Raw genomic sequence first — 12,623 nt, 5'->3', positions numbered from 1 at the left:
GTGCACAGCTATCGGGGGCAAGCCCCCTCCCACATTTGTTCTGCGTCGAGTTGGAGATTTAGGCAGGCTGATCCAGTGACAACTCAACCCCCAACTGCCGCGACAGGCACGGCCAGCGTTTCCACGCCGCTTCTGTGTTCGGGCTCTTGAGCGTCTCGCGATAGGCCTCGACCGACTCCAGCGCAAAGCTCTCTTCGTTGAGCATTTCATCCACGGCCAGATGCACCGCTTCATCCAACTGATTGGCGAATTGCTCACCGATCAGTTGATGAGCGATCAAGTTGGCGACGGTGGTATCGGCTGGGATCAACGGCTGGCCGAAATGCTTGATGTACAGATCGTTGACCTCTTCCACCAGGCGATGGGCCAGGTAGGCCTCGTCCAACAGGCCGTCGAGACCTTCGTGGCCGGCCAGGATTGCAGGGGGCTGCAGGAAGAAGTGCTCGGCGATTTTCAGGACTGGCTTGATCTGGCTCTCAATCCCGGCTTCGCGGGCCACGTCGTTGGCGGCCTCCAGCAGGTCGGGGACGAGGTCGATGTAGGCGGTCACGAAGCGAGTCATGACAATGTTGCGATCACCGTCAGCCAGGGAGATGGCCGAATGCAGGTGCGGCAATTGTTTTTCCAGCTGCAGGGCAAGCTGGCCCGTAGTGGCTTCGTGTTGATGGGCACGGGAAATCTGCTCGCGCAATGCGGCGGTGTTCATGAAGGCTCCAGTGAAACAGGCGTAGGAAAAGGGAGAAGATAAGGTAGCTCGTTTATACGAGCGCCTAAGACGCATTTGTCATAATTATTTCATGGTTATGCGTGGCGGTTATATCGAATTGCCATCGTTCGTCGGATAAACGTTTGCGCCCCCGGTTTTATTAGGCCCGCCCGTCGTTTTTTGTTCATTTGCCCCCACACATTGCGGGGTTGCAGGTGCTGTCTATACTCGGGTTTGTACGCAATTAGCTGATGACGCCCAACTGCATGACGCAGGCAAGGCTTGGCGGTTGTAAGCAGTATGGAAGCCGCTCCCTTCGCCGCAGGTGCAAACCGGCGGGATAACAAGAAACATAAAGGGGAACCCGCAATGACGCGACATCCACATGTTTGGATGGGCCTACTGTTGTGGTCGGTATTCGGCCAGGCGCACGCCGCCTGGACCACGAATATGGCGCCAGGGGCTACTGAAGTCAGTCACGCCGTGTTTGACCTGCACATGACCATTTTCTGGATTTGTGTGGTGATTGGCATCGTCGTGTTTGGCGCGATGTTCTGGTCGATGATCCTGCACCGTCGCTCTACAGGCCAAGTGGCGGCCAAGTTCCACGAGAGCACGACCGTGGAGATTCTCTGGACCGTGGTGCCCTTTCTGATCCTGGTGGCCATGGCCATTCCGGCGACCAAGACCCTGATCAACATCTACGACAGCAGTGAATCGGATATCGATATCCAGGTCACCGGCTACCAGTGGAAGTGGCACTACAAATACCTGGGCCAGGACGTGGAGTTCTTCAGCAACCTGGCCACGCCTGCCGAGCAGATCCATAACCAGGCCACCAAGGGCGAGCATTACTTGCTCGAAGTCGACCAACCGCTGGTGCTGCCGGTGGGCGCCAAGGTGCGCTTCCTGGTGACGGCTGCCGATGTGATCCACTCCTGGTGGGTGCCGGCTTTTGCGGTCAAGCGTGACGCCATTCCCGGCTTCGTCAATGAAGCCTGGACCCGGATCGAGAAGCCCGGCATCTACCGTGGCCAGTGCGCTGAACTGTGCGGCAAGGACCACGGCTTCATGCCGATTGTGGTCGACGTCAAATCCAAGGCCGACTACGAAACTTGGCTTGGCGAGCGTAAGGAAGAAGCCGCCAAGCTCAAGGAGCTGACCTCCAAAGAGTGGATCTTGGATGAGCTGGTGGCCCGTGGCGACAAGATCTACCACACCACCTGCGTGGCGTGTCACCAGGCCGAGGGCCAAGGTTTGCCGCCAATGTTCCCGGCGCTCAAAGGCTCGCCAATCGCCACTGGGCCTAAGGAAGACCACCTGCACCGCGTCTACTTCGGCAAGCCTGGCACCGCCATGGCCGCGTTCGGCAAGCAACTGTCGGAAGTGGATATCGCGGCCGTAGTGACCTACGAACGCAACGCCTGGGGTAACAACAAAGGCGACATGGTCACGCCCAAAGACGTGCTGGCTCTGAAACAGGCGGAAAGCAAATGACTGCCCTCACCGCGTATGCCCTGAACCCATCCGCCCACTCGCGTGCAGGAGAACGGCCATGAGCACTGTGATCGACCATGGTCATGCCGACCATGCCCACGGACCCGCCAAGGGCCTGATGCGTTGGGTGCTGACCACCAACCACAAAGATATCGGCACGATGTACCTGTGGTTCGCCTTCACCATGTTCCTGCTCGGCGGGTCGTTCGCCATGGTCATCCGCGCCGAGCTGTTCCAGCCGGGCCTGCAGATCGTGCAACCGGCGTTCTTCAACCAGATGACCACCATGCATGGCCTGATCATGGTGTTCGGCGCGGTGATGCCGGCCTTCGTCGGGCTGGCCAACTGGATGATCCCGCTGATGATCGGCGCGCCGGACATGGCCCTGCCACGCATGAACAACTTCAGTTTCTGGCTGCTGCCGGCCGCGTTCCTGCTGCTGGTATCGACGCTGTTCACCCCGGGCGGCGGGCCGAATTTCGGCTGGACCTTCTACGCGCCGCTCTCCACCACCTATGCGCCGGAAAGCGTGACGTTCTTCATTTTTGCCATTCACTTGATGGGCATCAGTTCGATCATGGGCGCGATCAACGTGGTTGCCACCATTCTTAACCTGCGTGCGCCTGGCATGACCCTGATGAAGATGCCGCTGTTTGTCTGGACTTGGCTGATCACCGCGTTCCTGCTGATCGCAGTCATGCCGGTGCTGGCCGGCTGCGTGACCATGATGCTGATGGACATCCACTTCGGCACCAGCTTCTTCAGTGCGGCGGGTGGCGGTGATCCCGTGTTGTTCCAGCACGTGTTCTGGTTCTTCGGCCACCCCGAGGTGTACATCATGATTCTGCCGGCCTTCGGTGCCGTCAGCTCGATCATCCCGACCTTCTCGCGCAAGCCATTGTTTGGCTACACCTCGATGGTCTATGCCACGGCGAGCATCGCGTTCCTGTCGTTCATTGTGTGGGCGCACCACATGTTCGTGGTGGGTATTCCGTTGGTGGGCGAGCTGTTCTTCATGTACGCCACGCTGCTGATCGCCGTGCCGACGGGGGTGAAGGTCTTCAACTGGGTCAGCACTATGTGGCAAGGCTCGTTGACCTTCGAAACCCCCATGCTGTTTGCCGTGGCCTTCGTGATCCTGTTCACCATTGGCGGCTTCTCCGGGCTGATGCTGGCGATTGCGCCAGCGGACTTCCAGTACCACGACACCTACTTCGTGGTGGCGCACTTCCATTACGTACTGGTGCCCGGCGCGATCTTCGGCATCTTCGCCTCGGCCTACTACTGGCTGCCGAAATGGACCGGTCACATGTACGACGAAACCCTGGGCAAGCTGCACTTCTGGCTGTCCTTCATCGGGATGAACATGGCGTTCTTCCCGATGCATTTCGTGGGGCTGGCCGGCATGCCGCGCCGGGTGCCGGACTACAACCTGCAATTCGCCGATTTCAACATGGTTTCGTCCATCGGGGCCTTCATGTTCGGCGCCACGCAAATCTTCTTCCTGTTCATCGTGATCAAGTGCATCCGTGGCGGCCCGCCTGCGCCAGCCAAGCCGTGGGATGGTGCCGAGGGCCTGGAATGGAGCATCCCCTCGCCTGCGCCGTATCACACCTTCACCACGCCGCCGGAGGTCAAATGAACGCCCCGGTTCCCCAACCACCAGCTTTCCCCTGTGGGAGCGGGCTTGCCCGCGATAGCGGTGTGTCAGTCGCCGGAAATGGTGATTGGAATGCCGCTATCGCAGGCAAGCCAGCTCCCACAGAAAATCTAAAGCGAGGTGATCGCCATGCTTGAGTCCGTACCGATCAAGCGCCTGGTCACCCGCCTGTTGATCCTGGTGGTGGCGATGTTCGCCTTCGGTTTCGCTCTGGTGCCGATCTATGACGTGATGTGCAAGGCCTTCGGCATCAACGGCAAGACTGCCGGGCAGTACGAGGGTGAGCAGGTGGTAGACCCGACGCGCCAGGTGCGCGTGCAGTTCCTGTCCACCAACGCTATCGATATGGTCTGGGAGTTTCACTCCAAGGCTGACGAAGTGGTGGTCAACCCAGGTGCTGTCACCGAGATGCTGTTCGTGGCCTACAACCCCACCGACAAAGCCATGACCGCCCAGGCGGTGCCGAGCATTTCGCCGGCCGAAGCGGCGATGTATTTCCATAAGACCGAATGCTTTTGCTTCACCCAGCAAGTGCTCCAGCCAGGTCAGCGTATCGAGATGCCGGTGCGTTTCATCGTCGACCGGGCGATGCCCAAGGATGTGAAGCATTTGACCCTGGCGTACACGCTGTTTGACATCACTGCGCGCCAACCGCCGGTGGCCGTCCATACCGGCGGCTAGCTACTGTTTGCCCCCTCAATCAGGAGAGCGAATACATGTCGTCTCATGATACGTACTACGTACCAGCACAAAGCAAATGGCCCATAATTGCCACGTTTGGCATGTTGATCACGGTGTACGGCCTTGGCGTGTGGTTCAACGACTTGAAGGCGGCGCGCCCGGAATCCCATGGCCCGTGGATCTTTTTCGTTGGCGGCCTGCTGCTGGCCTACATGCTGTTCGGCTGGTTCGGCGCAGTGATCAAGGAAAGCCGCGCTGGGTTGTACAGCCCGCAGATGGACCGCTCGTTTCGCTGGGGTATGACCTGGTTCATCTTTTCCGAGGTGATGTTCTTCATTGCCTTCTTTGGTGCGCTGTTTTATGTGCGGCACATGTCTGGTCCATGGCTGGGGGGCGAGGGTCATAAAGGCATCGCGCACATGCTGTGGCCGAATTTCGAATTCACCTGGCCGCTGCTCAATAACCCAGACCCGAAACTCTTTCCCCCGCCAGAAGGCACCATCAGCCCGTGGGGCTTGCCACTGGTCAACACGATCCTGCTGGTCAGCTCCAGCGTAACCATCACTATCGCCCACCATGCGTTGCGCAAGAGTCATCGCGGTGCGCTGAAAATCTGGCTGGCGCTCACCGTTCTACTGGGGTGGGCGTTCCTGGGCTTCCAGGCCGAGGAGTACATGCACGCCTATAAAGAGCTGGGCCTGACCCTCGGCTCGGGCGTGTACGGCGCAACCTTCTTCATGCTGACGGGCTTTCACGGCGCCCACGTGACCATCGGCACCATCATTCTGTTCGTGATGCTGATGCGCATCCTGCGTGGGCATTTCAATGCCGAGCACCAGTTCGGCTTCGAGGCGGCCAGTTGGTATTGGCACTTTGTGGACGTGGTGTGGATCGGCCTGTTTTTCTTCGTTTATGTGCTGTGAGGTGGCTTACCACGGTGCATGAGAGACCAGCTGGCCGCTGAGAAAGCCCCAGGCGATCAAGCCTACGGTGATCGCAGCCAGTACGACGCGCACGGTCAAGGCTGTGACGAGGCGATTGGAGTTGCCTTCGTCCTTGACCAGGAAGAACAAGCCGCTGAACAGACTCACGACAGTCGCGATCAGCATCAGGGCAATGGCTGCTTTGAGCATGGTCAGGTTCCATTCGGATGGGTGGGCAATGAAAAGGCGGGCAATGAAAACAAGTATAGCCAGCGCCATAAAAGGCTTTCGTCCAGGGCTCGCACCCACGTTGGTGGTGCTGGTGCTGCTGCCGCTGATGGTGGGCCTGGGTTTCTGGCAATTGGCTCGCGGCCATGAAAAACAGCTGCTGGTGGACAGTTATGCCGAGCGACGCATGGCCGATCCGATCAGCAGCGTGCAACTCAATGACATGGCAGACCCAGCCTTTCGCCGCGTGCATCTGCGTGGTCAGTTCGACGCCGAGCACAGCGTGCTGCTCGACAACCGTATGCGTGATGGCCGCGCAGGTGTGGAGCTGTTGCAACCGTTTCATGATCAGGCCAGTGGCCTTTGGTTGCTGCTCAATCGCGGTTGGCTGCCCTGGCCGGACCGGCGCACGCCACCGGGCTTCAGCACGCCTGAACAGCCTTTGAACCTGGACGCCTGGGTGTACGTCGCTCCCGGCGAGACCTTCCAATTGCATGCCGACCCGGCCACCACGCAATGGCCGCGTCTGCTCACCGCCCTGCATCCCGCCGCCCTGTGGGCGGAGTTGGGTCGCAGCGGTTTTGCCTACGAGCTGCGTGCCGAGCCTGGTCCTGGTACGTACGACACGACCTGGGCTGTGGTCGCCATGGGTCCGGAAAAACACTTGGGGTACGCCGTGCAGTGGTTCGCCATGGCGCTGGCGTTGCTGGCGCTTTACCTCTATCTCGGATGGCATAACAAAAAGGAGAAATCCCATGGGAGCGGCCATGAATCCACTCAACATGTCTGAGGTGCCCGACCGGCGCAAAGGTCGCTGGCAACTGATGTTGATCCTGATGATGGTGATCGGCCCGATGGCGTTGGCCACGTTCATGTACAAGTTGCAGTTCTGGGTGCCGGACAGTCGCAGCTATCACGGTGAAATGATCGGCAACGGCCAGACCCGCGCCGATATCGGCGTACAAGCGGACGAGGACCGTTGGCAACTGTTGGTCACTGCGCCCACCGCTTGTGCCGCCGATTGCCAGCAACTGGTGTACCTGGCGCGCCAGCTGCAAATCAGCCTGGGCCGGGATGCTTCCCGGGCCAGCCACGCCCTGGCCAGTGCCCAGCCAGTGAGCGCCGATTACGAGGCCAAGCTCAAGGCCGAGTACCCGCAGCTGCAACGCTATGCGCTGGACTTGTCGACCTTCACCAAAGATGCCGCCGCACCGGGCGATGCACAACTGTGGATCGTCGACCCCCACGGCAACCTAGTGTTGCGCTACGACGCCAAGGTCAAGGGCAAGGACCTGCTCAACGACCTGCGCCTGCTGCTGAAACTGTCCAACATCGGATAAGGGCATCGTCATGGCCAAACCTGGATTTCGCCTCGCGTTGTTTGCCACCTTGCTGGCGCTACTGGTCGTGCTGCTGGGCGCCTACACCCGCCTGACCCACGCCGGGCTAGGTTGCCCGGACTGGCCCGGTTGCTATGGCTTTATCAGCGTGCCCAAGACCGAAGCCCAGTTGGCCCACGCCGAGTTGCATTTCCCCGACACGCCGGTGGAGGCCGACAAGGGTTGGGCTGAAATGACTCATCGCTACTTTGCCGGCACTTTAGGTTTGCTGATCGTGCTGCTGGCGGCGCGGTCATGGAGCCATCGACGTGATCCCGGCCAACCGGTGAAGTTGCCGCTGTTCATACTGGCGGTAGTGTTTGCCCAGGCGGCCTTTGGTATGTGGACGGTGACGTTGAAGCTGTGGCCGCAAGTGGTCACGAGCCATCTGCTGGGTGGTTTTGCGACCTTGAGTCTGTTGTTTCTGCTAACGCTGCGCCTATCGGGCGTACTACCTGCATTGATAGTGCCTAAACGCCTGCAGTATTGGGCGACGGCGGGGTTGGTGCTGGTGATCGGGCAGATCGCCCTGGGTGGCTGGGTCAGTTCCAATTATGCGGCGGTGGCCTGTATCGACCTGCCGACGTGTCACGGCCAATGGTGGCCGGCGGCGGACTTTGCCAACGGTTTCCACCTGACCCAGCACATCGGCCCCAATTACCTGGGCGGGCAGCTCGATAGCGATGCGCGCACGGCCATCCACCTGACCCACCGAATCGGCGCCATCATCGTCACGCTGGTGCTGCTGGGCCTGGCCTGGCAACTGCGTGTCGTGGGCATGACCCGGTTGGCGGGTTTGCTGCTGATCGCCCTGGCGGCGCAAATCAGCCTGGGCCTGAGCAACGTGTACTTTCACCTGCCATTGCCGGTGGCCGTCGCGCATAACGCGGGTGGCGCGGCGCTATTGTTGACGCTGGTGCTGGTCAATTACCACGCGCGTACCAGCCTGGTCCGGGTACGTAATCAGCTACCGTTCGGTTGGCGCTTCATTCCACGCAAGCACGTATCAGGCCTCATTACCCTTAAGGGAGAAATGCCATGGCGACCTTGATCGGCGCACGCCGCGATCAGGCGATCTGGCGTGACTACCTGGAGCTGACCAAGCCGAAAGTGGTGGTGCTGATGCTCATCACTTCCCTGGTGGGCATGTTCCTCGCCACTCGCGCGGGTGTGCCGTGGACGGTGCTGGTGTTCGGCAACCTGGGTATTGCCTTGTGTGCGGGGGGGGCGGCGGCGGTCAACCATGTGGTGGATCGGCGGATCGATGCGGTGATGGCGCGTACCCACAAACGACCATTGGCCGAGGGGCGCGTGTCGCCTGCTGCGGCGCTGGCTTTTGCCTTGTTTCTGGCGGTTGCGGGCCTGACCCTGTTGCTGGCGTTTACCAATCCTCTGGCGGCCTGGCTGACGTTGGCCTCGTTGCTCGGCTATGCGGTGATCTATACCGGCTTTCTCAAGCGTGCGACGCCGCAGAACATCGTCATCGGTGGCCTGGCCGGCGCGGCTCCGCCGTTGCTGGGCTGGGTCGCGGTCACCGGCCATGTCAGTGCCGAGCCGTTGCTGCTGATGCTGATTATTTTCGCCTGGACCCCGCCCCACTTCTGGGCGTTGGCCATCCATCGCAAGGAAGAATACGCCAAGGCCGATATTCCGATGCTGCCGGTCACCCACGGTGAGCACTACACCAAGGTGCATATCCTGCTCTACACCTTCGCCCTACTGGCGGTGAGCTTGATGCCTTATGTGATTCATATGAGCGGGCTGCTGTACCTGGCCTGCGCGCTGGTATTGGGCGGGCGCTTTCTGCAATGGGCTTGGGTGCTGTACCGTGGCAGCAAGCCGCACGCGGCAATCAACACCTTCAAGTACTCTATTGGGTACCTGCTGCTGTTGTTTATCGCCCTGCTCGTCGACCACTACCTATTGTTGAACCTATGACTCGAACTCAAAAAACCGTCTTTATCCTGGTGGCCATCGTCGCGTTGATCATGGGCCTGACCGTCAACAAAGTGCTGAACAGCAAAGGCCAGGGCGACCCTACCGCGCTGATTGACGCCGGCATCATCCTGCTGCCGCAAAGCCGCCAGTTGCCGTCGGTGACCATGACCAACCAGGACGGCCAGCCCGTGGTGGTCAATGAGCTCAAGGGCAAGTGGAGCCTGCTGTTCTTCGGCTATACCTTCTGCCCGGATATCTGCCCCACCACCCTTGCCCAACTGCGTCAGATCAAGAGTGAGCTGCCCAAAGACGTTGTGGATAAGTTGCAGGTGATTCTGGTCAGCGTCGACCCGAACCGCGACACGCCCACCCAGCTCAAGCAGTACCTGGGCTACTTCGACCCGCAATTCGAGGGGCTGACCGGCGCGAATGTGGAGGAGGTGCAGAAAGTGTCGAATGCGGTGAGCATTCCGTTCATTCCGGCAGATACCACCAAGCCGAACTACACCGTCGACCACAGCGGCAACCTGGCAGTGATCGGGCCGGATGGTACTCAGCGTGGGTTTATTCGGGCGCCGTTGAATAACCAGAAGTTGGTGGTGCAGTTGCCGGTGCTGCTAAAGCGCAATTAACCACCAGCACAAAGCAAATGTGGGAGGGGGCTTGCCCCCGATTGCAGTGTGTCAGCCAATACAAATTTGACTGATCCACCGCTATCGGGGGCAAGCCCCCTCCCACATTTTTTGATCTCCGGTGTTTGGGAGATCGAGTTGGATCAGAACGCCGGCTTGATCGCGCCTTTGTACTTCTCTTCGATGAATTTCTTCACTTCAGGCGTGTGCAGGGCTGCAACCAGCTTCTTCACGGCGTCTGAATCCTTGTTGTCTTCGCGGGTGACCAGGATGTTCACGTAAGGCGAGTCATTGCCCTCGATCACCAGTGCGTCCTTGGATGGGTCCAGCTTGGCTTCCAGGGCGTAGTTGGTGTTGATCAGCGCCAGGTCGACCTGGGTCAGTACGCGCGGTAGGGTGGCGGCTTCCAGTTCGCGGAATTTCAGGTGTTTCGGGTTGCCACTGATGTCTTTGATGGTCGACAGGATGTTGGTCGGGTCCTTCAGGGTGATCAGGTTGTGCTTGGCCAGCAGCAACAGTGCACGGCCACCGTTGGTGGCGTCGTTCGGGATCACTACGTTGGCGCCGTCAGGCAGGTCTTCCAGCTTTTTGTACTTGCTGGAGTAGGCGCCCAGGGGTTCCAGGTGCACGGCGCCGACGCTCACCAGGTGAGTGCCCTTGGCCTTGTTGAACTCATCCAGGTACGGCTGGTGTTGGAAGAAGTTGGCGTCCAGGCGCTTTTCAGACACCTGCACGTTCGGCTGCACGTAGTCGGTGAAGACTTTGACCTGCAGGTCCACGCCTTCTTTGGCCAGGGCCGGCTTCACGAATTCGAGGATTTCCGCGTGGGGCACCGGCGATGCGGCGACCGTGATGGTCTCGGCGTGGGCGGAAAAGGCGGCAACGGCGGCGAAAGCAACCAGTAGTTTTTTCATCCAACAAGCTCCTTGTTCGGGCAAGTGCCGGCGGGGGCCGGCCATGGCCGTTATTTTCGAGAAAAGTGCACCACCAGCTTGTCGCCGACGGTTTGCAGAATTTGCACCAGGATCAGCAGCATCACCACGGTGACCACCATCACATCGGTCTGGAAGCGCTGGTAACCGAAACGGATCGCCAGGTCACCCAGGCCACCGGCACCGACCACACCGGCCATGGCCGTGTAGGAAACCAGTGTAATCGCCGTCACCGTAATCGCCGCAAAAATGCCGGGGCGTGCTTCGGGCAGCAACGCATTGGTGATGATCTGGCGCGTACTGGCCCCCATGGATTGGGTGGCTTCGATGATGCCGCGGTCGACTTCTCGCAAGGCGGTTTCCACCAGGCGGGCGAAGAACGGCGTTGCCCCCACGACCAGCGGTGGGATCGCACCGGCTACACCCAGTGAGGTGCCGGTGATCAGTACCGTGAACGGGATCATCACGATCAACAGGATGATGAACGGCAGCGAGCGCAGGATGTTCACGATCAGCGACAGCAGCGCATACAGACCTTTTTGTTCGAACAGTTGGCGCGGGCTGGTCAGGAACAGCAGCACGCCCAGCGGCAGGCCGAGCACCACGGTGAAGAACAGCGAGCCGAACAGCATGGTCATGGTGTCGCCGGTGGCGAGCCAGATCTCGGACCAGTCGATATTGGCGAAGAAACTCAACAGGACGTCCATTAGCGCAGGATCTCCATGTGGACGTCAGCGGCGGTGAAGCGCGCAAACGCGGCTTCCATGTCGCCACCGGTGACGGCGAGGGTCAATTGCCCGTAAGGGATGTCTTTGATGCGGTCGATACGACCGGCGAGGATGCTGTAATCCACACCCGTTTCGCGGGCGACGGTGCCCAGCAGCGGCGCGTAGGTCGCATCGCCCTGGAACGTCAGGCGCACGATGCGGCCCGGGACGTGGGCGAAGTCGTCGCGTTGCTCGTTTTCGTCGACCTGCTCGGACTCTTGCACGAAACGCTTGGTGGTCGGGTGCTTGGGGTGCAGGAACACATCGGCCACCGAGCCTTGCTCGACGATCACACCGGCATCCATCACGGCCACCTGGTCGCAGACGCGACGGATCACGTCCATTTCATGGGTGATCAGCACGATGGTCAGTTTCAGCTCGCGGTTGATCTCGGCCAGCAACTGCAGGACCGAGGCAGTGGTTTGTGGATCGAGGGCGCTGGTGGCCTCGTCGCACAGCAGGATTTTCGGCTTGGTCGCCAAGGCGCGGGCGATGCCAACGCGCTGCTTCTGGCCGCCGGACAACTGCGCCGGGTACTTCTTGGCGTGGTCCGACAAGCCAACGCGGGCGAGCAGCTCGGCCACGCGCAGGTCGATGTCCTTGCGCGACAATTCGCCGGCCAGGGTCAACGGCAGTGCCACGTTGTCGGCGACGGTCTTGGAGGCCAGCAGGTTGAAGTGCTGGAAGATCATCCCGACTTGCTGGCGGAAACGGCGCAGGCCGTTGGCATCCAGGGTGGTGACTTCTTCGCCGTCGACATTGATCTGGCCGCCGCTCGGTTCTTCGAGGCGGTTGATCAGGCGCAGCAGTGTGCTTTTGCCCGCACCGGAGTGGCCAATCAGGCCGAACACCTGGCCGTTTTCGACGCGCAGGCTGGTGGGGTGCAGGGCGGGGATTTCCTTACCGGCGACGCGGTAGGTTTTATGGACGTTATGAAACTCGATCACGTAGCGAACCTTGTGGGGCGCATGAAAGGGGGATCAGCGGTTAGCCGGGCGCGCATTTTAGCCTGTCCGTATAGTGTTTCTTAGCATTTATTTCGCATTCAACCAGTGATTTGGCAATAACGCGATCAAAGGTCATAAAAAAGGAACGGTGCGAAAACTCACCCGTGACTACTCAAGCAACTCAATGTCCTCGGGGGCTGTGCCTGGGTCTGATGAAGGTCATTGCTGGAGCTTGAAGTGGACGCGGGGTTGATCGTCGGTGCGGATGCCAAGGCGATTCTGGCTTGAGTGATCTGCTGTTTGTTAGATCGCCATCGGGGGCAAGTCCCCTCC

Annotated in this window: 14 protein-coding genes; 9 read left to right on the top strand and 5 right to left on the bottom strand. The window is 60.0% G+C overall.

Annotated features, from left to right (window positions below; all coding sequences use genetic code 11):
- Positions 1–58: 58 nt before the first annotated feature.
- On the bottom strand, positions 59–706 hold the full coding sequence (locus tag ACRESD_RS10560) for a hypothetical protein (protein ID WP_431750857.1): 648 nt from the start codon (positions 704–706) through the stop codon (positions 59–61).
- A 369-nt stretch (positions 707–1,075) separates the two neighbouring features.
- Here ACRESD_RS10560 and coxB point away from each other — a divergent pair, with 369 nt between their 5' ends.
- The 4 genes from coxB (at position 1,076) to ACRESD_RS10540 (ending at position 5,467) form a co-directional block, all read left to right on the top strand.
- Complete coding sequence (gene coxB, locus ACRESD_RS10555) at positions 1,076–2,203, top strand: cytochrome c oxidase subunit II (protein WP_431750856.1); 1,128 nt, start codon at positions 1,076–1,078, stop codon at positions 2,201–2,203.
- 58 nt (positions 2,204–2,261) lie between these two features.
- On the top strand, positions 2,262–3,845 hold the full coding sequence (gene ctaD, locus ACRESD_RS10550) for a cytochrome c oxidase subunit I (RefSeq protein ID WP_431750855.1): 1,584 nt from the start codon (positions 2,262–2,264) through the stop codon (positions 3,843–3,845).
- 147 nt (positions 3,846–3,992) lie between these two features.
- Positions 3,993–4,544 carry a cytochrome c oxidase assembly protein gene (locus ACRESD_RS10545; protein WP_431750854.1) on the top strand — a complete coding sequence of 184 codons (552 nt, stop codon included), beginning with the start codon at positions 3,993–3,995 and terminating at the stop codon, positions 4,542–4,544.
- Positions 4,545–4,579: 35 nt separating this feature from the next.
- On the top strand, positions 4,580–5,467 hold the full coding sequence (locus tag ACRESD_RS10540; protein ID WP_431750853.1) for a cytochrome c oxidase subunit 3: 888 nt from the start codon (positions 4,580–4,582) through the stop codon (positions 5,465–5,467).
- A gap of 6 nt (positions 5,468–5,473) precedes the next feature.
- Here ACRESD_RS10540 and ACRESD_RS10535 read toward each other — a convergent pair whose 3' ends face one another.
- The gene (locus ACRESD_RS10535) at positions 5,474–5,677 is read right to left on the bottom strand and encodes a twin transmembrane helix small protein (protein WP_128591171.1); all 204 of its coding nucleotides are present in this window, start codon (positions 5,675–5,677) and stop codon (positions 5,474–5,476) included.
- Positions 5,678–5,720: 43 nt separating this feature from the next.
- Between ACRESD_RS10535 and ACRESD_RS10530 the strand changes: the two genes are divergently transcribed.
- The 5 genes from ACRESD_RS10530 to ACRESD_RS10510 are packed head-to-tail and all read left to right on the top strand — an operon-like array spanning position 5,721 to position 9,644.
- Positions 5,721–6,485 (top strand): SURF1 family protein, encoded by a 765-nt coding sequence (locus ACRESD_RS10530; RefSeq protein ID WP_431750852.1) that lies wholly within the window; start codon positions 5,721–5,723, stop codon positions 6,483–6,485.
- Entirely contained in the window at positions 6,451–7,035 is a 585-nt protein-coding gene (locus ACRESD_RS10525; RefSeq protein ID WP_431750851.1) for a hypothetical protein, read from the top strand. The genes ACRESD_RS10530 and ACRESD_RS10525 overlap by 35 nt, the downstream gene beginning before the upstream one ends.
- 10 nt (positions 7,036–7,045) lie before the next feature.
- On the top strand, positions 7,046–8,125 hold the full coding sequence (locus ACRESD_RS10520) for a COX15/CtaA family protein (protein ID WP_431750850.1): 1,080 nt from the start codon (positions 7,046–7,048) through the stop codon (positions 8,123–8,125).
- Positions 8,113–9,012, top strand: a complete 900-nt coding sequence (gene cyoE, locus ACRESD_RS10515; RefSeq protein WP_431750849.1) for a heme o synthase — start codon at positions 8,113–8,115, stop codon at positions 9,010–9,012. Before ACRESD_RS10520 ends, cyoE begins: the two co-directional genes overlap by 13 nt.
- On the top strand, positions 9,009–9,644 hold the full coding sequence (locus ACRESD_RS10510) for an SCO family protein (protein ID WP_431750848.1): 636 nt from the start codon (positions 9,009–9,011) through the stop codon (positions 9,642–9,644). Before cyoE ends, ACRESD_RS10510 begins: the two co-directional genes overlap by 4 nt.
- A gap of 143 nt (positions 9,645–9,787) precedes the next feature.
- Here ACRESD_RS10510 and ACRESD_RS10505 read toward each other — a convergent pair whose 3' ends face one another.
- The 3 genes from ACRESD_RS10505 to ACRESD_RS10495 are packed head-to-tail and all read right to left on the bottom strand — an operon-like array spanning position 9,788 to position 12,290.
- Entirely contained in the window at positions 9,788–10,558 is a 771-nt protein-coding gene (locus tag ACRESD_RS10505) for a MetQ/NlpA family ABC transporter substrate-binding protein (RefSeq protein WP_431750847.1), read from the bottom strand.
- Positions 10,559–10,608: 50 nt separating this feature from the next.
- Positions 10,609–11,283 carry a methionine ABC transporter permease gene (locus ACRESD_RS10500; protein WP_010207814.1) on the bottom strand — a complete coding sequence of 225 codons (675 nt, stop codon included), beginning with the start codon at positions 11,281–11,283 and terminating at the stop codon, positions 10,609–10,611.
- The gene (locus tag ACRESD_RS10495; RefSeq protein WP_431750846.1) at positions 11,283–12,290 is read right to left on the bottom strand and encodes a methionine ABC transporter ATP-binding protein; all 1,008 of its coding nucleotides are present in this window, start codon (positions 12,288–12,290) and stop codon (positions 11,283–11,285) included. The genes ACRESD_RS10500 and ACRESD_RS10495 overlap by 1 nt, the downstream gene beginning before the upstream one ends.
- Positions 12,291–12,623 lie beyond the last annotated feature (333 nt).

Source organism: Pseudomonas sp. (assembly GCF_050739995.1).
Taxonomy (GTDB): Bacteria; Pseudomonadota; Gammaproteobacteria; order Pseudomonadales; family Pseudomonadaceae; genus Aquipseudomonas.
This window is presented reverse-complemented; position numbering and strand designations above follow the sequence as displayed.